Consider the following 16,798-nt stretch of genomic DNA (forward strand, 5'->3'; position numbering starts at 1 on the left):
CGGTACCAGTCGACGCGCAACGCGCGACGCGCTGGGGGTGCGTTAAAGAAATTACTTTGAAAACAGATATTTGCTGAGTTTGTGGGCGGAGGGTCGGCATTTGTGCAACGGATACGCGCTTGATAGAAAGTTTCGTTAAGTAGCGGTTTGACAACGTTGCGAAACCTTAGCTAGGATTAATACGATAAATAGGCCGCAGACCGAAACTTCGGAGTTTGCGCCACCAGAGGAAGGAAAGGGGTTCGTTATGTCACGTCGCCCATCGCACCGGGGGGCCGTCATGGCCGGCGCGGGCATCGCCGCATTGTTGTCGGCCAGCGCGGCTTTCGCGCAAACGCCCACCAGCGAAACGACCGCCAAGACCGGCGACACGGTCGAGGAAGTCGTGGTCGTCGGCGTCCGCGCCAGCGTGGCGCGCGCCGTCAAGACCAAGCGCGACGCCACCACGGTCCAGGATTCGATCAGCGCCCTGGAGCTGGGCATGTTCCCGGACGACAACGTCGCCGACTCGCTCAGCCACATCACCGGCGTTTCGATCTCGCGCACGGCCGGCGGCGAAGGCCAGAAGGTCAGCGTCCGGGGCCTGGGTCCGGAATATACGCTCTCGACCTTCAACGGCCGCATCCTCGCCACCGACGGCGCGGGGCGCGACTTCGCCTACGACGTGCTGCCGTCCGACGTGATCAGCGGCGCTGATGTCATCAAGGGGGCCGAGGCGGCCAACACCGAAGGCGCCATCGGCGGCCTGATCAACCTGCGCTCGGCCAGCCCCTTCGACCGGCGTGGCCAGCAGGGCATCGTGCGCCTCGAAGGCGACCGCAACCAGATGTCCAAGCTGGACGGGCGCAAGCTCTCGGCCGTCTACAGCAACACCTTCGCCGGCGACACGCTGGGCGTTCTGCTGGGCGTCGTCCTGGAAAAGCGCGACGACCGCACGGATGTGGCCGGCAATGACGGCGGCTGGACGCGCAATGCCGATCCCAACGACGAAAGCTGGGCCTTCGGCAACGCCTGGGGCGGCGCGATCGATCCCAACAACAACGGCGTGCTTGATCCGGAGGAATACGGCCTGATCGGCCCGGGCCAGTTCCGCGTTGGCTCGATCCTGGAGAACAAGAAGCGTCGCGCCTTCACGGGCAAGCTGGAATGGCGTCCCAGCGACAAGTTCAAGGTCGTCGTCGACGGCCTGACCACCAAGCTCGACTCCCCGCAAGTCGGCTACCAGCAGTCGTTCTACCCGCTCTACGCGCCGGGACGCTGGTCGAACATGGTGGTCAAGAACGGCATCGTCACCAGCTTCGACATGAACAATCCCGACCCGGAGATGCGCCTCAATCCGGAGCTGCTGAACCAGACCTCGTACCGGGTCGTGGAGACCCAGCTCTACGGCGCCAACGCCGAGTGGAGCGTCACCGACAACCTGACCCTGACCGGCGACGTCTATCGCTCGACCTCCAAGCGCCACTCGGGCGGCCAGGACAGCTACGTCGTCTTGCGGATGAACCAGCCCAACACCGCACACATCGAACTCTCCGGCGATCGGGTGCCCAACGTCACGGTCAACTTCGCCGACGGCCGCGAACTGATCAGCGGGCTCGACAAGGGTCAGTTCAAGGACTCGGATTTCAACACCCACTACTTCTCGCTCGCCGGCGACAATATCGACGACAAGATCACCGGCGGCTCGTTCAAGGGCAGCTGGGCGATCGAAAAGGGCTGGCTGGGCGGCGTGCTGTTCGGCGTCAACTACACCGATCGCAAGAAGTCGCGCGACCTGGTCAACAACGCCCTGACCGGCGGGGCCGACTACTACTCGGGCAACTACGCGATCAATGTCGGCGCCCTGGGCGGCAAGGTGATCTCCAACAGCTTCTCGCTGCCCAACTTCATGGACGAGGTCGACTCGAGGTTCCCGCGCACGTTCCTGGCCTTCGACATCCCGAAGTACCAGGCGGCCCTGGCGGCCTACAACGGCAAGCCGCGTCCGGGCGGCGGGACCTACGACTATTCCAAGGCCGCGCCGGTCTGGAACCCGCTGCAAAGCTACCGGGTGGGCGAAGAGACCTGGTCGGGCTTCGTCCAGGCCAATCTGGAAGGCGAGCGCTGGAGCGGCAATGTCGGCCTGCGGGTCGTGCGCACCAAGACCAACGCCCAGGCCTGGGACGCCAAGATCGTGCAGGTGATCGAGAACGGCGCGTTCAACTATACGGCCGTCTACGCGCCGCCGACCGCCATCGAGCAGGGCAACACCTATACCTACGCCCTGCCGTCGCTGAACCTGAACTATCGGATCACCGACGAACTGCGCGTGCGTTTCGGCGCGGCCAAGACCATGGCTCGTCCGTCGGTCGCGACCCTGGCGCCGACCAGCACCACCGAAAGCGTCTCGTGGGGCGACTTCACCCAGGTCTATAGCGGCAACGCCGAGCTGAAGCCCTATTCGGCCAAGCAGCTGGACCTGTCGGTCGAGTACTATTTCCGCCCGAACTCGATCTTCAACGTCGCCGTCTTCGGCAAGCGCATCAAGGACCAGATCACCACGAGCTGGGAGCCCGGCCAGGACATCGGCGTCGCGGGTCACCTGTTCAACATCAGCCGCCCGATCAATGGCGACCACGCCGAGGTCAAGGGCGTCGAAGTGGGCCTGCAGCACTTCCTCGACAACGGCCTGGGCGTTCGGGCGCAGTACACCCGCAACTGGGCTAAGAGCTTCGTCGGCGACCAGGAGCGTCCGCTGGAAGGCATCGCGCCGTCGGTCTACTCGCTGGGGGTCTTCTACGACCACGGTCCGGTCTCGCTCAGCCTCTCGGGCGACCGCACCGCCGGCTTCACCACGGCCGTCAACGTTCTGGGCAACGGCTACAACGAAAAGGCCGATCCGATCACCTGGGTCACGGCGCACGCGGCCTACAAGATCACCGAAAAGATGGACATCTCGCTGGAGGGCCAGAACCTCCTCGACAAGGCCAACACCTACAGCATCAACGGCAATCCGATGCTGCCACAGGGTTACTACCGCTACGGCCGCTCGGTGAAACTGGGCGTGAGCTACCGTTTCTAAGCCTCCCCCTGTCCGCCGTCGGTCCGCCATCGCGCGGGGCCGGCGGCGGTCTCTTTGCCAAATCATTCCATTCCACGACAATAAAGGGGGCGCGCATTGGTCCGGTCGCCAAGAGCGCAGCGATGGCTTGGCCACGCGTCCCTGGCGCTGCTGTCGGTCGCCGCCGTCGCGGCGGGATCCCTTGGCGATGCGGCGACGGCTCAGGCGGTCTCGCCGAATCGCGTCGCCGATTTCCGCGTCTCGGACGCCGATCTTCCCAATCCCGAGCGTGGCTTCTACCGCGCTGCCGACACGGATCTGGGCGCACTGGATCCGGCCTTCGTGGCCAAGACCTATGCCGAGGGCGACCGGCTGATCTATGCCCGCATCGATCTCGCCCCCTATCGCGACCGCGACCTGCCCGCCGCCTTTCTCGAGCGGCTGGAGAGGGGCTTCGAAACCGCGCGTCGGGGCGGGGTGAAGCTGATCATCCGGGCGACCTACAACTATCCCCGTGGTGAAACCGAGTACAGGGACGCCCAGGACGCGTCCCTCCCGTGGGTCCTGGCGCATCTGGCGGCGCTCAAGCCGCTGCTCCAGCGCAACGAGGACGCGATCGCCTTCATGCAGGCGGGGTTCATCGGCGCCTGGGGCGAGTGGCACACATCCTCGCACGATCTCACCGCGCCCGAGGCGCGGACGCGGATCAAGGACGCCTTGCTCGCCGCCACCCCCAACCGCTTCGTCCAGTTCCGCTATCCGCCGTATATCCAGGATTGGTCGCCCGAGCCGCCGGACCTCGCCGCCGCGCTCGATGGCGGGTTTCGGCTCGGCTTCCACAACGACTGCTTTCTGGCCAGCGATACCGATGTCGGCACCTACGACGACGATCCGGTCCCGCGCGAGCGCCAGCGCCGCTATGTCGACGCGCTGGGCGACCTGGCGCCGTTCGGCGGCGAGACCTGCAATCCCGCCGATGATCCCAGCCCCAGGCCGCGCACCACCTGCGACGACATTCTCATCGAGGGCCAGCGTTTCAACCTCACCTATCTGAACGAGGGCTACTACCGCCGACCCTTCCATGACCGTTGGCGCGCGCGAGGATGCCTGGACGCCGTGCGCGCCCGCATGGGCTATCGCCTGGCCCTCGTCACCGCCAACCACCCAGCGCGCGTGGCGCCCGGCGGCGAGCTTGCCGTCTCGATCGTGGTGCGCAACCTGGGTTGGGCGCGGCTCTACAATCCCCGTCCCGTGGAGATCATCCTGCGTGACGGCCAGTCTGGCGTGATGCGCCGCCTTCCGGCGCGGGGCGGCGAGCCACGCCGCTGGCTGCCGGGGTCGGACTCCGGCGCGACCCTCACCGTCACCGTGCCGGATGACGCGGCGGGCCCTCAGGAGATCTTGTTGGCCCTGCCGGACGCCGCGCCGAGGCTGAAGGGCGATGCGCGCTTCGCCATCCGACTGGCCAATGCCGACGATGGGGCCAAGGGGCAAGGATGGGACGCGACGAGCGGCGCCTTCAGCCTGGGAACGCGCGTGGAGGTCGTAGGAAAGTCGGTCGCGCCATGACTCGCGCGAGCGACGCCATGACGCGACGCAAAAAGTCTCGAAAGGGTAGACTCTATTAGGCTTGGGCGTGCTATGTTGCATTGCAACATAGCGGATGCGCCATGCTCTACGCCCTGCACGAGGCGGCTTACTACGCCTCCACCCCGATGCGCCTCGCGGCGCTGGCGGCCCGGGACTTCTGGGGATCGCCGTTGAACCCGGCCCATGACTCGGCCCTGGGCCGGCGCATGCACGCCGGCGCGGACCTGTTCGCCAACGTCACCCGGCGCTATGGCAAGCCGAAGTGGAACATCGACACGGTCAAGGTCGGCCAGGTCGACGTCCGCGTCCGCCCGACCGTGGTCTGGGAAAGCCCCTGGGCGCGCCTGATCCAGTTCGATCGCGACATGGCCGACATGCGCCGGGCCGGCAAGTTCTCGCTGGACCCCGCCGTGCTGATCGTCGCGCCGCTGTCGGGCCACTACGCCACCCTGCTGCGCGGCACGGTCGAGGCCTTCCTGCCCGACCACGCCGTGTTCATCGTCGACTGGATCAACGCCCGCGAGGTCTCGGTCCTGGAGGGTCGCTTCGACTTCCACGACTATATCGACCACATCATCCAGATGCTGGCCGTGCTGGGCCCGCGCCCCAATGTCGTGGCCGTCTGCCAGCCCGGCCCGCCGGTCCTGGCCGCCGCCGCCCTGATGGCCGAGCAGAACCACCCCTCGCGTCCGGCCAGCATGACCTTCATGGGCTCGCCGATCGACGCGCGCCTGTCACCGACGGTGACCAACCAGCTGGCCGAGGAAAAGCCGTTCACCTGGTTCCAGTCGAACATGATCTACACCGTGCCGCCGCCCTATGCGGGCGCGGGCCGGCGCGTCTATCCGGGCTTTGTCCAGCTGGCCAGCTTCATGAGCATGAACGCCGAGCGCCACCAGGAGGCCCACCGCCGCTACTTCAACGACCTGGTGAAAGGCGACGGCGACAGCGCCGACAAGCACCTGGAGTTCTACGACGAGTACCTGTCGGTCCTGGACCTGACCGAGGAATTCTACCTCCAGACCATCGACATCGTCTTCCAGCAGTACCTGCTGCCCAAGGGCGAGCTGATGCATCGCGGCGCGCGGGTGAAGCCCGAGGCGATCACCGACATCGGCCTGATGACGGTTGAGGGCGAGAACGACGACATTTCCGGCATCGGCCAGACCCAGGCCGCCCACGGCCTGTGCTCCAGCCTCCCCGAGGATCTGAAGCTGGACTATGTGCAGCCGGGCGTCGGCCACTACGGCGTGTTCAACGGTCGTCGGTTCCGCGAGGAGATCTATCCACGCGTGCGATCGTTCATCCTCAAGTGCGACCCGAATTTCGGGGAAGAGGCCTGAGGGACCGAAACCCCGCCCTGCGACGAGCTCAGGGTGAGGTTTTCTACTGAAGCGGCTCAAAGTAGCCCTCATCCTAAGCCTGTCGAAGGACGAGGGCGGCTCCTCCGCGCTTGCGGTGAACCTCAACGCACCCGATCTTAGAGCTAGATGTTCGCGCGCTCGGCCCAACGCTTTTCTGACGGTGATCGACTGGAGATCGGCGGCTGGCCCGTCCGCCTGCGGGTGGACGGCCGGGCCCGACGGATCTCGCTGCGCGTCGACCGCGCCAAGTCCGAGATCGTCGCCCTGGCCCCCAATCCCAAGCGCCTGAACGAGGCCGTGGCCTTCGCCCAGGAGAAGTCCGGCTGGATCGCCAAGCAGCTGGCGGCCTTGCCCGAGCGGATGAGCCTGGCCCCCGGCGGGATCCTGCGTCTGAACGATCGGCCCTATCGTCTGGAGGTCGGCCCCGGCGGCGCCCGGCTCGAGGACGGTCGCATCGTCGCGCCCGACGACGCCAATTGGGGCCTGAAAGTCATCCGCCTGGCCAAGCGCGAGGCCTTGGCCGTGCTGACCGAGCGCACCGCCATCCACGCCGCGGCCCTGGGCCGCCCGATGCCGTCGGTGGCGGTCGCCGACCCCAAGGCCCGTTGGGGCTCGTGCCGTCCCGCGACGCCCCGGGCGCCGGCGGCGATCCGCTACAGCTGGCGGCTGATCCTGGCCCCGGCGGCGGTGGCCGACTATGTCGCCGCCCACGAATGCGCCCATCTGATCGAGGCCAATCATGGCCCGAGATTCTGGGCGCTGTGCGAGCAGCTGGCGGGAAATCCCGCGCCCCACCGCGCCTGGCTCCGCGCCCACGCGGCGGAACTGCACGCGATCGGGGCTTAGTGAGGCTCTGCTCCCCTTCGAGGGGCGGAGATGCAGATTAATAAGGCAGCTGATCCGCCGGCGGCGGCGCGCCCGCGGGAGTCTCCGCGGCCTGGCCGGCCGGCGCGGCCGAGGGATCGATCAGATCGCCGATGGGGTCGGTTGACGGCGGCGGCTCGACAAAGCCGCCAGGGATGGGGGCGGCCTTCAGGCGCGGCAGGGCGGCGGCCATGAAGGTATGCCAGATCTCCGCCGGAGCGCCGGCGCCGCTGACCCGCTTCATCGCCGTGTTGTCATCCTTGCCGGTCCAGACGGCGGTGACGAAGCCGCCGGTATAGCCGACGAACCAGGCGTCCTTGTAGTCGCTGGTCGTGCCGGTCTTGCCGGCGATATCGTAGCCGTCGACCCTCGCGCGGGTCCCGGTGCCCGAGGCCACGACCGTCCGCATCATCTGGTTCATGTACTGCAGGGCCGGCGAGCCGATGACCGCCGAGCGGGGCTGCTTGTCGACGCTGTGGTCGTAGAGGACCTTGCCGCTGGCGGTGCGAATGCGCTCGATGCCATAGCCCTTGGCCAGGAAGCCGCCGTTCGAGAACGGGGCGTAGGCCTGGGCCATCTCCAGGGGGCTGACCTCGACCGCGCCCAGGGCCATCGACGGGTCCAGCTGGATCTTGCTGGTGATGCCCAGGCGGTGGGCGGTGTTGGCGACGTTGCTGGTGCCCACCTCGTTGGCCAGGCGGGCGGCGACCGTGTTGATCGACTGGGCCAGGGCCGTCTGCAGGGTCATCGGCCCCAGGTACTTGTTGGTGTAGTTCTTCGGCTCCCAGTTGCCGATCTTGATCGGCTCGTCGACGACCACGACGGCGGGCGTGCGGCCCTGCTCCATGGCGGTCAGGTAGACGAACGGCTTGAAGGCCGAGCCGGCCTGGCGGCGGGCGGTGGTGGCGCGGTCGAACTGGCTGTCGGCGTAGTCGGCGCCGCCGACATAGGCGCGGATGCGGCCTTCGCCGTCGATGGCCACCAGGGCCGCCTGCTGCACGCCCTGGGCTTCGTGCCCCTCGACGCCCAGCTTCACGGCGCGCTCGGCCGAAACCTGGATCGGCAGGTCCAGGGTGGTCTCGACCACCAGATCCTCGGTCGGTTCGCCGACCAGCGAGCGGACCTGGGCGTCGATATAGTCGGTGAAATATTGGGCGCGCTGGTTGGCCAGGGTGGCCGAGACCTGCACGGGGGTGCTGAAGGCCTGGTCGCGCTGTTCGGGGGTGATGGCCTTGATGCGGACCATCTCGTCCAGGACGATGGTGGCGCGGCGGGCGGCGCGCTCCTTGGCCGAGACAGGCGAATAGCGGGCCGGGCCCTTCATCATGCCGGCCAGCAGGGCGGCCTCGCCGATCGACAGGTCCTTGGCGGGCTTGTTGAAATAGCGCTGGGAGGCGGCCTCGATGCCGTAGGCGCCGGCCCCGAAATAGACCCGGTTCATATAGAGGGCCAGGATCTGCTTCTTGGAGAACTTCATCTCCAGCCAGACGGCCAGGATCAGCTCCTGGGCCTTGCGGCGATAGTTCTGGGCCGGGCTCAGGAACAGGTTGCGGGCCAGCTGCTGGGTGATGGTCGAGCCGCCGCGCTGGGGGCCGCCGTCATGGGTGGCGTTCCACACCAGCGAGCGGGCGATGCCCCAGGGGTTGAAGCCGAAGTGGTGGTAGAACTGGCGGTCCTCGATCGCCACGAAGGCGGCAGGCACGTACTTGGGCAGGGCGTCGATGTCGACCGGCGGCGCGTACTGGCTGCCGCGCACCGCGAGCAGGGCGCCCGAGCGGTCCAGATAGTTGATCGAGGGCTGGCGCTTGACGTCGTAGAGCTTGGACGTGTCGGGCAGGTCGCTGGCGAACACGGCGAAGAAGGCGACCACGAAGATCAGCCCCCAGACGCCCAGCACGGTCCCCCAGTAGACAAGGGCCTGAAGCGGGGTGCGCTGCGGCCTGGCCGCCTTGTTCCCGCCGAAGGGTCCGTTCGCCATGGTCGTCCTGTTCCAAGATACGGCGCGAAGAAACGCGCGAGGGCTCGCGCCCGCGCGTCTCGTTTAGCTGAAGCCCACACAACGCGCGACAAGATTGACGAGACGTGAACGATCCTTAAGGCGCCCTTGTGGCGAAGGTTCCCTCACGTCATATTGCTACCTATAATTGAGCCCCGAGGAGCGACGAACGACCATGACGCCCTTGGCCCGCCAACACTTGGCCAAGCCGTCCGAGGCTGCCAAAAGGGCGGCCGTGTACGTTCCTCCCGAATCCCCCGCCCTCGACCACGCCCGCGACGTCCTGCGGCGCACGTTCGGCCATGCCGACTTTCGGGGCATGCAGGCCGGGGTGATCAACGAGATCCTGGCCGGCCACAGCGCCATGGCCGTGCTGCCGACCGGCGGCGGCAAGTCGCTGTGCTACCAGATCCCGTCGCTGATCCGGCCGGGGGTGGGCCTGGTGATCTCGCCGCTGATCGCGCTGATGGCCGACCAGGTCCAGGGCCTGCGCCAGGCGGGCGTGGCGGCCGAGCGGCTGGACAGCAATATCTCGATGGACGAGCGCTCGGACATCTGGCGGCGCATCGACGCCGGCGAGGTCGACATGCTGTACCTCTCGCCCGAGGGCCTGATGCAGCCGTGGATGCTGGACCGCCTGGGCCGCACGCCGCTGGCCCTGATCGCCGTCGACGAGGCCCACTGCGTCAGCCAGTGGGGCCACGACTTCCGGCCCGAGTACCGAATGCTGGGGCGACTGGCCGAGCTCTTCCCCGATGTCCCGCGCCTGGCGGTGACCGCCACCGCCGACGCCCGGACTCGCGACGACATCCGCGCCGAACTGCGCCTGCAGGGCGCGGCCGAGTTCGTCGACAGCTTCGCCCGCCCCGAACTGGCCCTGTCGGCCGAACGCAAGCGCGGCAAGGGCCACGACCGGGTGGTCGAGCTGGTTCTGGAGCGCCCCGGCCGGGCCGGCGTCGTCTATGCCGGCAGCCGCGACAGCACCGAGAAGCTGGCCGAGAAGCTGAGCGCCGAGGGCGTGCCCGCGCTGGCCTACCATGCCGGCCTGGACAAGGCCGTCCGCGCCCGCCGGCTGGAGGACTTCCTCGAAGCCGACGCGGCGGTGATGGTGGCGACGATCGCGTTCGGCATGGGCGTGGACAAGCCCGACGTCCGCTTCGTGATCCACGCCGATCCGCCGGCCGCCATCGAGGCCTACTGGCAGGAGGTCGGCCGCGCCGGGCGCGACGGCCAGCCGGCCGAGGGCATCACGCTCTACGGTTCGGCCGACATGGCCTGGGCCGGCCGCCGGATCGAGACCCGCGAGGCGCCCGACGAGGTCAAGCAGGTCCAGTCGCGCAAGCTGCGCCAGTTCTATTCCATGCTGGAAGGCGTCACCTGCCGCGCCGCCGCTGTCCGCCGCTATTTCGGCGAGGAGGGCGTGGCCCGCTGCGGGGTTTGCGACGTCTGCGTCTCGCCGCCGACCGGCATCGACGCCACCGAGGCCGCCCAGAAGGCCCTGTCGGCCGTCCACCGCATGGGCGGGCGCTTCGGGCGCGGACGGATCATCGAGCACCTGCTGGGCAAGACCAAGGACGTCACGCCGCAGGAGGCCCAGCTGCCGACCTTCGGCATCGGTCGCGAGTTCAGCCAGCCCGTCTGGCGCGACCTGTTCGACACCCTGATCTTCGAGGGGCTGCTGCGCGAGGACCCCAATGACGGCCGGCCGCTGATCGGCCTGGGCGATGTCGAGGGCGTGCGCCAGGTCTATCGCGGCGAGCGGCGGGTCGCCCTGCGCCAGATGGCCGAGGCGCCCGAGAGCGGCCGCGCCTCGGGCGCGCGCAAGCGCCGCGAGGGCAAGGCCCTGACCATTCCGGCCGAGGACCAGGTGCTGTTCGAAGCGCTACGATCGTGGCGCAAGGAGCAGGCGCAGGCCCAGCACGTGCCGCCTTATGTCATCTTCCACGACGCCACCCTGGCCGAGATCGCCGCCGCCCGGCCCGGCAGCCTGGCGGCCCTCGGCAAGGCCGGCGGGGTGGGCCAGGGCAAGCTGGATCGCTACGGCGAGGCGGTTTTGAAGGTCGTGCGAGAGAACTAAACCGCTCTCGATGTGTTGGTACGGGGTCAAGCCGAGGAGCCTCCCCCCATGACGGACATCAGCAGCTTCACCCCCGACACTTCGTCCGCCGCCGCGGCGCTGGACGGCGCGAAGAAGACGACCGCCGAAAAGACCAAGCAGGCCAAGGAAGCGGTCAGCAAGGCCGTGAAGTCGGCCCGCGAGACCGCCACCGAAGTGGCCCAGCAGACCCGCACCTTCGCCAGTGAGAAGGCCAAGGTCGGCGCCGCCTGGACTCGCGACAAGGCCCAGGTGGCCCACCACGTCGCCGAGGACCACCCGATGGGCGTGGCCCTGGGCGCCTTCGCCATCGGCCTGGGCGTGGGGTTCCTGATCGCGCGGAACCTCGACTAGGGCTGGATCCAACCTCTCCTCCCCCAAAAGGGGGAGCAGAGGCGGATCAGAGCGCCAGCCGTTCGGCGTTCACGCCCGCGGCCCGCAAGGCCGCGAGGCGGGCGAACGCCAGCGTCAGGGCCTTGCGACGCGCCGGCGCCAGGAGGGTGACCGGCGCTTCGCGCACGACCGCGCCGCCGAATCCGTCGGCGACGACCAGCCCCGGCTCGTCCGGCAGGATTCCGTCCGGAAAGCTGGGCGCGACGGCGAAATAGAAGGCGTCGCAATAGGGGGCGTACTCGCCCCACTTTCGGTCGACCCGGAAGTCCTCCAATCCCGATTTCACCTCGACGATCAGCACGTCGCCTTTTGGACCCAGCGCCATCAGGTCGGCGCGCCGCCCGTTCGGCAGGGTCACCTCGGCCAGCGGCGCATAGCCCAGGTCGACGAGCAGCCGCGCGGCCCCGCGCGTCACCGTCAGGGTCGTCTCGGGGCGGGAGGGTTGGAGTTCGATGATCACGTCCACGGCGCGATCATGTTCCAGCTTTGTTCGTGGGGCAAGCGCCTTGCGACAAGGTCATCTACGGAGTTGCGTGGTCGCGCCGGCCTCTGTTCAAGGGGCTCTGTTCAAGGACCGCGGTCGACGGAATGATCGCCGCGATGGACGGACACTGGAGGCAGGATGCGCGTCGCCGTCTTTTCGGCCAAGGCCTATGACCGCCGCTTCCTGGAGGCGGCCAATAGCGAGTTCGGGCATGAGCTCGACTATTTCGACGCGCGCCTGGACGCGGCGACGGCGCGGCTGGCCAGCGGCTATCCCGCCGTCTGCGTGTTCGTCAACGACCGGCTGGACGCCGCCACGCTGGACGCCCTCGCGGCCGTGGGGGTCCGGACGGTCGCCCTGCGCTGCGCCGGCTACAACAATGTCGACCTAACCGCCGCCGAGACACTGGGCGTCACGGTCGTGCGCGTGCCGGCCTATTCGCCCGAGGCGGTGGCCGAGTTCACCCTGGGCCTGATCCTGGCCGTCGATCGCAACATTCCGAGGGCGTGGAGCCGGGTCCGCGAGAACAACTTCGCGCTGGACGGGCTGATCGGGCGCAACCTGTCGGGGCGTGTCGCCGGGGTGGTCGGCACGGGACGCATCGGCGCCCTGGTCGCGCGCATGCTGCGCATCGGCTTTGGCTGCGAGGTCCTGGCCAGCGACGTTTTCCAGGATCCCGACCTGGTCGCGGCCGGCGTCCGCTACGTCCCCGTGGAGACGCTGCTGCGCGAGGCCGATCTGATCTCGCTGCATTGCCCGCTGACGCCCGCCACCCGTCACCTGATCGACGCCCGGGCGATCGCCGACGCCCGGCCCGGCGTCCTGATCGTCAACACCAGCCGTGGCGCGCTGATCGACACCAACGCCCTGATCGAAGGGCTGAAGTCACGCAAGGTCGGCGGCGTGGCGCTGGACGTCTACGAGCAGGAGGCCGACCTGTTCTTCGAGGACCTGTCCAACGAGATCATCCAGGACGACGTCTTCCAGCGCCTGCTGACCTTTCCCAACGTGCTGATCACCGGCCACCAGGCCTTCCTGACGGAAGAGGCCCTGGGCGCCATCGCCAGGACGACCCTGGCCAGCCTGGCCGAGGTCGAGGCCGGCCGCGAACCCGTGAACCGGGTCGTGGCGGCGGTGGTGAAGGGATGATCAAGGGCTGGGGCCTACGGCGTCGGCTGCTTGGTCGGGCGCAGCATGCCCACGTCATAACCCAGCGCCTTGGCTCGCGCCGTCAGCGCCGCGCGATCGGCCTCGGTCGGGAGCTTGCGCGACAGCAGCCACAGATAGCGGCCCGAGCCCTCGCCGACGATCGACCAGCTGTAGTCGTCGGCGTGGTCCAGCACCCAGTAGTCGCCCCAGAACGGTCCGAAGAAGCTGACCTTCAGCTTGGCGTTGGTGGCCGTGTCGACGACCTTGGCCTTGCCCTCGCTGGTTTTGACCGGGCCGTCCACCGCGCCCTGGTGGCAGGTGTTGAGCACGCGGATCAAGCCGTCCGGACGCTTGGCGTAGTCGGCGGTGACGCCTTCGCAGCCCTTCTCGAACCGCATGTCGTAGCGGGCGACCTCGTACCAGCGTCCGACATAGCGATCGAGGTCGACGGTCTTAGCTGGCTGCGGCGGATTGCGATTGCCCACCGGGCCGGCGACGCAGGCCGACAGGCCGAGCGCGCCCACGGCGGCGGCGAGGAGGAGAGAAGGTTTCACGCGCCGGCTCCTGGCGGATGGTGGGGAAATTCCAGCTTGGCGTAACCCAGTGTCTTCACCCGCTCGAGGGCGACGGCCTTGGTCGAGGTCGGCATGTCGGCGACGCGGGAGATCAGCCAGACATAGTTGCCGCCCGGCGTGCCCATGATCGCCCACGACCCGTCGGCGGCGCGATCGAGCACCCAATATTCCTGCTTCTTGAGCCCGCCCAGAAAGCTCATGGTGAAGCGGGTGTTCTGGCTGCCCGGAATGATCTTGCCTGTGGTCGTGAAGACCTTCTCCAGGCCCAGCGGCGAGCCGCGATGGCAGACCTGACGGACCTTGAAGCTGGTCCCTTGGGCGGTGAAGTCGGTGGTCGGCGCCTCGCAGTCGCGTTGACCGAAGTTGGGCGTGCGGGCGATCTCGTACCAGCGGCCCGAATAGAAGTCGGGCGCGACGGCCTTGGCCGGCGGCTGGGCCGCCGCCAGGGCGATGCTGCTCGTCAGTGCGCAAGCCGCCACGGCGCCAAGCAGGGTCTTCGAAGAAAGCATGGGCGGACCTTTGTCCCAGGTCCGCCCAAACGCGATGGCTCGAGGTGAAGTTCCGAACTACTCGGCCGCGATGCTGACGCCGTTGACGGGGCGGTTCTTGAAGTTGATGGCCTGCAGGTGGCGGATGCCTTCCTCTGCGATGTCGTCGCCGACCATCCTGTCGCCCTCGCTCTTCAGCTCCTCGAGGTCGACATACATGGCGTAGAACGCCTTGGTGCGGTCGGTGATGATGCCGGCGTTGAGCAGGGTCTTGACCAGCACCCGGAAGATGTTGGTCTGCTCCTTCATGGTCTCCCGACGCAGGTCGTCGGTCATGATCTTCCCGTACTCCTCGACCACCTTGTCCGGATCCAGGCCGAACTCGGCGTAGAGATCCAGCTGCTGGTGCGGCGAGACAAGGTTGAACAGCAGGGTCTGGAAGCAGTGCGCGGCCCAGTCCTCGATGATGGCGTGTTCCTCGGCCGACAGCTTGGGCACCGTGCGGTCGGCCCAGATCTTCCCGAACTTGTGGTGGAAGGCCTCGTCGGTCATCACCAGCTGCAGCAGCTTCTTGCCGACCGGATCGTGGATCTTGGTGAAGAAGGTGGCGAAGGCGCCCATGGCCAGGCCTTCCACCAGCATCTGCATGCCGATGATCTTCTTGTAGACCTCGGGCGCGCCGATGATCTCGACCAGCAGGGTCTTCAGGGCCGGGCCGCACTCGACGGGCCTGCCCCAGCGGGCCTTGATGTACTTGGCGAAGGCCGTGACGTGACGGGCCTCTTCCCGGGTCTGGTTGGCGGCGTATTCCTGGGCGCCCTGGTCCTTCAGCACATGGCACAGGCTGGCCGACAGGTTCAGCGCGCCTTGCTCGCCGTGCAGGATCGACGAGAAGCTGCGCAGCACCGACTGGTTGATGAAGCGGATGCGCTGCTTGGGGTCGGACAGGTGGTTGGAGACGTAGTCGGTCGACAGGGCGATCACCAGATCCTCGGGAACCAGGGCCTGGTTTTCCATGTCGAACGGCTCGTCGAAATCGATATAGGCCTTGTCCAACGGGTCCCAGAAGTGGTCGTGGGTGGCCGAGATGATCTTGTCGAAGGCGCTGGAGCGGTTGCCGTAGCGGTCGAGTTCGAGCATCGACTCGAAATCGTCCGGCGCGACCGCGTCGTACATGGCGTCCTTGGTGATGTTCTTGTCGGTCATGTCGGCGCTCCCTGTCGGCCGTGGCCCGTCCATCCGACCGGATCCGTCTTGCGCGGGCTCTCGGCGATCTAAACACTGTCAACTCAACTCTTGACGCCGGTCAAATTAAAAATGACGGAGGCGTCAGGTTTGCGGCGCGGCTTAAGTTGGTGAACGGAATGAAGATCTTCGTGCTGACCGGGGCCGGGGTTTCGGCCGAGAGCGGCCTGGGCACCTTTCGCGACAAGGACGGGGTGTGGACGAAGTACGACCTGTCCGAGGTCGCCACGCCCGAAGGCTTCGCGAGGAATCCGGCCTTGGTGCGGGACTTCTACAACGCCCGCCGGGCCAACCTGGCGGGCGCCGCGCCGAACGCGGCGCATGTCGCTCTGGCGCGGCTGGAGGCCGGACTGGCCGCGCGCGGCGGCGAGCTGTGGCTGTGCACCCAGAACGTCGACGACCTGCATGAGAAGGCCGGATCCCAGCGCGTGATCCACATGCATGGCGAGTTGGCGGTGACCCGCTGCCATCACTGTCAGGCCACGCGACCGGACACCCAGGCGCTGACCGCCGAGGCCGTGTGCGCGGCCTGCGGTCGTGACGGCGGCGCGCGTCCGCACGTGGTCTGGTTCGGTGAAACGCCGCTGTTCATGGACGCGATCGAGGACGCCCTGGCCGACGCCGATCTCTTCGTCTCCATCGGGACTTCGGGCTCGGTCTATCCGGCGGCCGGCTTTGTCAGCGAGGCGCGGGCGATGGGGATCGCGACCTGCGAGATCAATCTGGAGCCTTCGTCGAACGCCTATGTGTTCGACGAGAAGGTCTATGGGCCGGCCAGCGAGACCGTGCCGGCCTGGGTGGAGCGGGTGCTCGACGGCCTCTAGGCCAGGCGCGCGACGCCCTGCTCGCACCAGCCCATCGGGCGCGGGACCTTGTCCAGGTAGAACCGCCGGGTCTCGTCCAGGGTGAAGCCGGCCGCCGCGATCGCCGCCGAGACCGGCCGGGTCAGGTGGCAGCCGCCGGCCAGGCGCGTCCAGAGCGGCTCCAGGCGCCGTTGCCAGCGGACCACCCCGTCGTCGGGCGACAGGCCGTGCTCGCAGAAAAGGAACCGGCCGTCGGGCCTCAGCACCCGCCGCGCCTCGGCCAGCACGGCCGCGGTCGAGCGCACCGAGCACAGGGTGAAGGTGCACAGCACGGTGTCGAAGCTGGCGTCGGCGAACGGCAGACGTTCGGCCTCGCCGGCGGTGACCTCGACGGCCAGGCCCTCGGCGCGCGGGGCGGCCTCGGCGATCGCGCGCAGTTCGGGGGATGGATCGACGCCGGTCACGCTGGTCGCGGTCCTCGGGTCGTAGAAGGCCAGGTTCAGCCCGCCGCCGATCCCCAGTTCCAGGACGCGGCCCCGCGCCAGGGGCACGATCTTCTCGCGCTGCTCGCGAATGGCCGGCGCGCCGCAGGCGCAGCACAGCAGCCTCGGCAGGATGTGGCGGTCGTACCAGGTGGCCATGCGGCGTTCCTCCCCGCCGACAGCAGGCCGCTCGCCGGCGGCGTCGGTCAAGACGACCTCCTGACAGATCT

The 16,798-nt window shown here is 67.9% G+C and carries 14 protein-coding genes; 8 read left to right on the forward strand and 6 right to left on the reverse strand.

Features of this window, described 5'->3' with window-relative positions; all coding sequences use genetic code 11:
* Positions 1-280: 280 nt before the first annotated feature.
* From MZV50_RS01495 to MZV50_RS01510, 4 genes are all read left to right on the forward strand, one after another.
* Positions 281-3,061: a TonB-dependent receptor gene (locus MZV50_RS01495; RefSeq protein ID WP_252632658.1), complete on the forward strand. Its 2,781-nt coding sequence runs from the start codon at positions 281-283 to the stop codon at positions 3,059-3,061.
* 96 nt (positions 3,062-3,157) lie between these two features.
* Entirely contained in the window at positions 3,158-4,609 is a 1,452-nt protein-coding gene (locus MZV50_RS01500) for a DUF4832 domain-containing protein (protein WP_252632660.1), read from the forward strand.
* A gap of 101 nt (positions 4,610-4,710) precedes the next feature.
* Positions 4,711-5,973 carry a polyhydroxyalkanoate depolymerase gene (locus tag MZV50_RS01505; protein ID WP_252632661.1) on the forward strand — a complete coding sequence of 421 codons (1,263 nt, stop codon included), beginning with the start codon at positions 4,711-4,713 and terminating at the stop codon, positions 5,971-5,973.
* A gap of 147 nt (positions 5,974-6,120) precedes the next feature.
* Positions 6,121-6,840, forward strand: a complete 720-nt coding sequence (locus tag MZV50_RS01510) for a M48 family metallopeptidase (RefSeq protein WP_252632662.1) — start codon at positions 6,121-6,123, stop codon at positions 6,838-6,840.
* 37 nt (positions 6,841-6,877) lie between these two features.
* Here the strand turns inward: MZV50_RS01510 and MZV50_RS01515 are convergent, their stop codons facing one another.
* On the reverse strand, positions 6,878-8,836 hold the full coding sequence (locus MZV50_RS01515) for a transglycosylase domain-containing protein (RefSeq protein WP_252632664.1): 1,959 nt from the start codon (positions 8,834-8,836) through the stop codon (positions 6,878-6,880).
* A gap of 253 nt (positions 8,837-9,089) precedes the next feature.
* On the opposite strand from MZV50_RS01515, the gene recQ reads away from it, so the two are divergent.
* Entirely contained in the window at positions 9,090-10,931 is a 1,842-nt protein-coding gene (recQ, locus tag MZV50_RS01520) for a DNA helicase RecQ (protein ID WP_252632665.1), read from the forward strand.
* 48 nt (positions 10,932-10,979) lie between these two features.
* Positions 10,980-11,303, forward strand: coding sequence for a hypothetical protein (locus tag MZV50_RS01525; protein ID WP_252632667.1), 324 nt, complete (start codon positions 10,980-10,982; stop codon positions 11,301-11,303).
* A gap of 46 nt (positions 11,304-11,349) precedes the next feature.
* Here MZV50_RS01525 and mmcB read toward each other — a convergent pair whose 3' ends face one another.
* A complete protein-coding gene (mmcB, locus tag MZV50_RS01530; RefSeq protein WP_252632668.1) occupies positions 11,350-11,808 on the reverse strand; it encodes a DNA repair putative endonuclease MmcB in 459 nt (152 codons plus the stop codon).
* Between the two features lie 156 nt (positions 11,809-11,964).
* On the opposite strand from mmcB, the gene MZV50_RS01535 reads away from it, so the two are divergent.
* Positions 11,965-12,975 carry a 2-hydroxyacid dehydrogenase gene (locus MZV50_RS01535; RefSeq protein ID WP_252632670.1) on the forward strand — a complete coding sequence of 337 codons (1,011 nt, stop codon included), beginning with the start codon at positions 11,965-11,967 and terminating at the stop codon, positions 12,973-12,975.
* A 14-nt stretch (positions 12,976-12,989) separates the two neighbouring features.
* Here the strand turns inward: MZV50_RS01535 and MZV50_RS01540 are convergent, their stop codons facing one another.
* Genes MZV50_RS01540 through MZV50_RS01550 form a run of 3 tightly spaced genes read right to left on the reverse strand, consistent with a single transcriptional unit; the run spans position 12,990 to position 15,244 of the window.
* Positions 12,990-13,529, reverse strand: a complete 540-nt coding sequence (locus MZV50_RS01540) for a lipocalin family protein (protein ID WP_252632671.1) — start codon at positions 13,527-13,529, stop codon at positions 12,990-12,992.
* Positions 13,526-14,059, reverse strand: a complete 534-nt coding sequence (locus MZV50_RS01545) for a lipocalin family protein (RefSeq protein WP_252632673.1) — start codon at positions 14,057-14,059, stop codon at positions 13,526-13,528. The genes MZV50_RS01540 and MZV50_RS01545 overlap by 4 nt, the downstream gene beginning before the upstream one ends.
* Before the next feature lie 57 nt (positions 14,060-14,116).
* Positions 14,117-15,244 carry a ferritin-like domain-containing protein gene (locus MZV50_RS01550; protein ID WP_252632674.1) on the reverse strand — a complete coding sequence of 376 codons (1,128 nt, stop codon included), beginning with the start codon at positions 15,242-15,244 and terminating at the stop codon, positions 14,117-14,119.
* 158 nt (positions 15,245-15,402) lie between these two features.
* Here MZV50_RS01550 and MZV50_RS01555 point away from each other — a divergent pair, with 158 nt between their 5' ends.
* The gene (locus tag MZV50_RS01555; protein WP_436792199.1) at positions 15,403-16,107 is read left to right on the forward strand and encodes an NAD-dependent deacylase; all 705 of its coding nucleotides are present in this window, start codon (positions 15,403-15,405) and stop codon (positions 16,105-16,107) included.
* Here MZV50_RS01555 and MZV50_RS01560 read toward each other — a convergent pair.
* Positions 16,104-16,727, reverse strand: coding sequence for a class I SAM-dependent methyltransferase (locus MZV50_RS01560; protein WP_252635152.1), 624 nt, complete (start codon positions 16,725-16,727; stop codon positions 16,104-16,106). The two genes, MZV50_RS01555 and MZV50_RS01560, sit on opposite strands and share 4 nt — an antisense overlap.
* Positions 16,728-16,798: the final 71 nt, after the last annotated feature.

The organism is Caulobacter segnis, assembly GCF_023935105.1.
GTDB classification, from domain to species: Bacteria; Pseudomonadota; Alphaproteobacteria; order Caulobacterales; family Caulobacteraceae; genus Caulobacter; species Caulobacter segnis_B.

What these genes read in the sequence shown, in the direction of transcription:
- MZV50_RS01495 (WP_252632658.1), top strand. Translation starts at nt 281, where the DNA reads ATGGCCGGCGCGGGCATCGCCGCATTGTTGTCGGCCAGCGCGGCTTTC.
- MZV50_RS01505 (WP_252632661.1), top strand. Translation starts at nt 4,711, where the DNA reads ATGCTCTACGCCCTGCACGAGGCGGCTTACTACGCCTCCACCCCGATG.
- MZV50_RS01510 (WP_252632662.1), top strand. Translation starts at nt 6,121, where the DNA reads ATGTTCGCGCGCTCGGCCCAACGCTTTTCTGACGGTGATCGACTGGAG.
- MZV50_RS01515 (WP_252632664.1), bottom strand. Translation starts at nt 8,836, where the DNA reads ATGGCGAACGGACCCTTCGGCGGGAACAAGGCGGCCAGGCCGCAGCGC.
- MZV50_RS01525 (WP_252632667.1), top strand. Translation starts at nt 10,980, where the DNA reads ATGACGGACATCAGCAGCTTCACCCCCGACACTTCGTCCGCCGCCGCG.
- MZV50_RS01535 (WP_252632670.1), top strand. Translation starts at nt 11,965, where the DNA reads ATGCGCGTCGCCGTCTTTTCGGCCAAGGCCTATGACCGCCGCTTCCTG.
- MZV50_RS01545 (WP_252632673.1), bottom strand. Translation starts at nt 14,059, where the DNA reads ATGCTTTCTTCGAAGACCCTGCTTGGCGCCGTGGCGGCTTGCGCACTG.
- MZV50_RS01550 (WP_252632674.1), bottom strand. Translation starts at nt 15,244, where the DNA reads ATGACCGACAAGAACATCACCAAGGACGCCATGTACGACGCGGTCGCG.
- MZV50_RS01555 (WP_436792199.1), top strand. Translation starts at nt 15,403, where the DNA reads ATGAAGATCTTCGTGCTGACCGGGGCCGGGGTTTCGGCCGAGAGCGGC.
- MZV50_RS01560 (WP_252635152.1), bottom strand. Translation starts at nt 16,727, where the DNA reads ATGGCCACCTGGTACGACCGCCACATCCTGCCGAGGCTGCTGTGCTGC.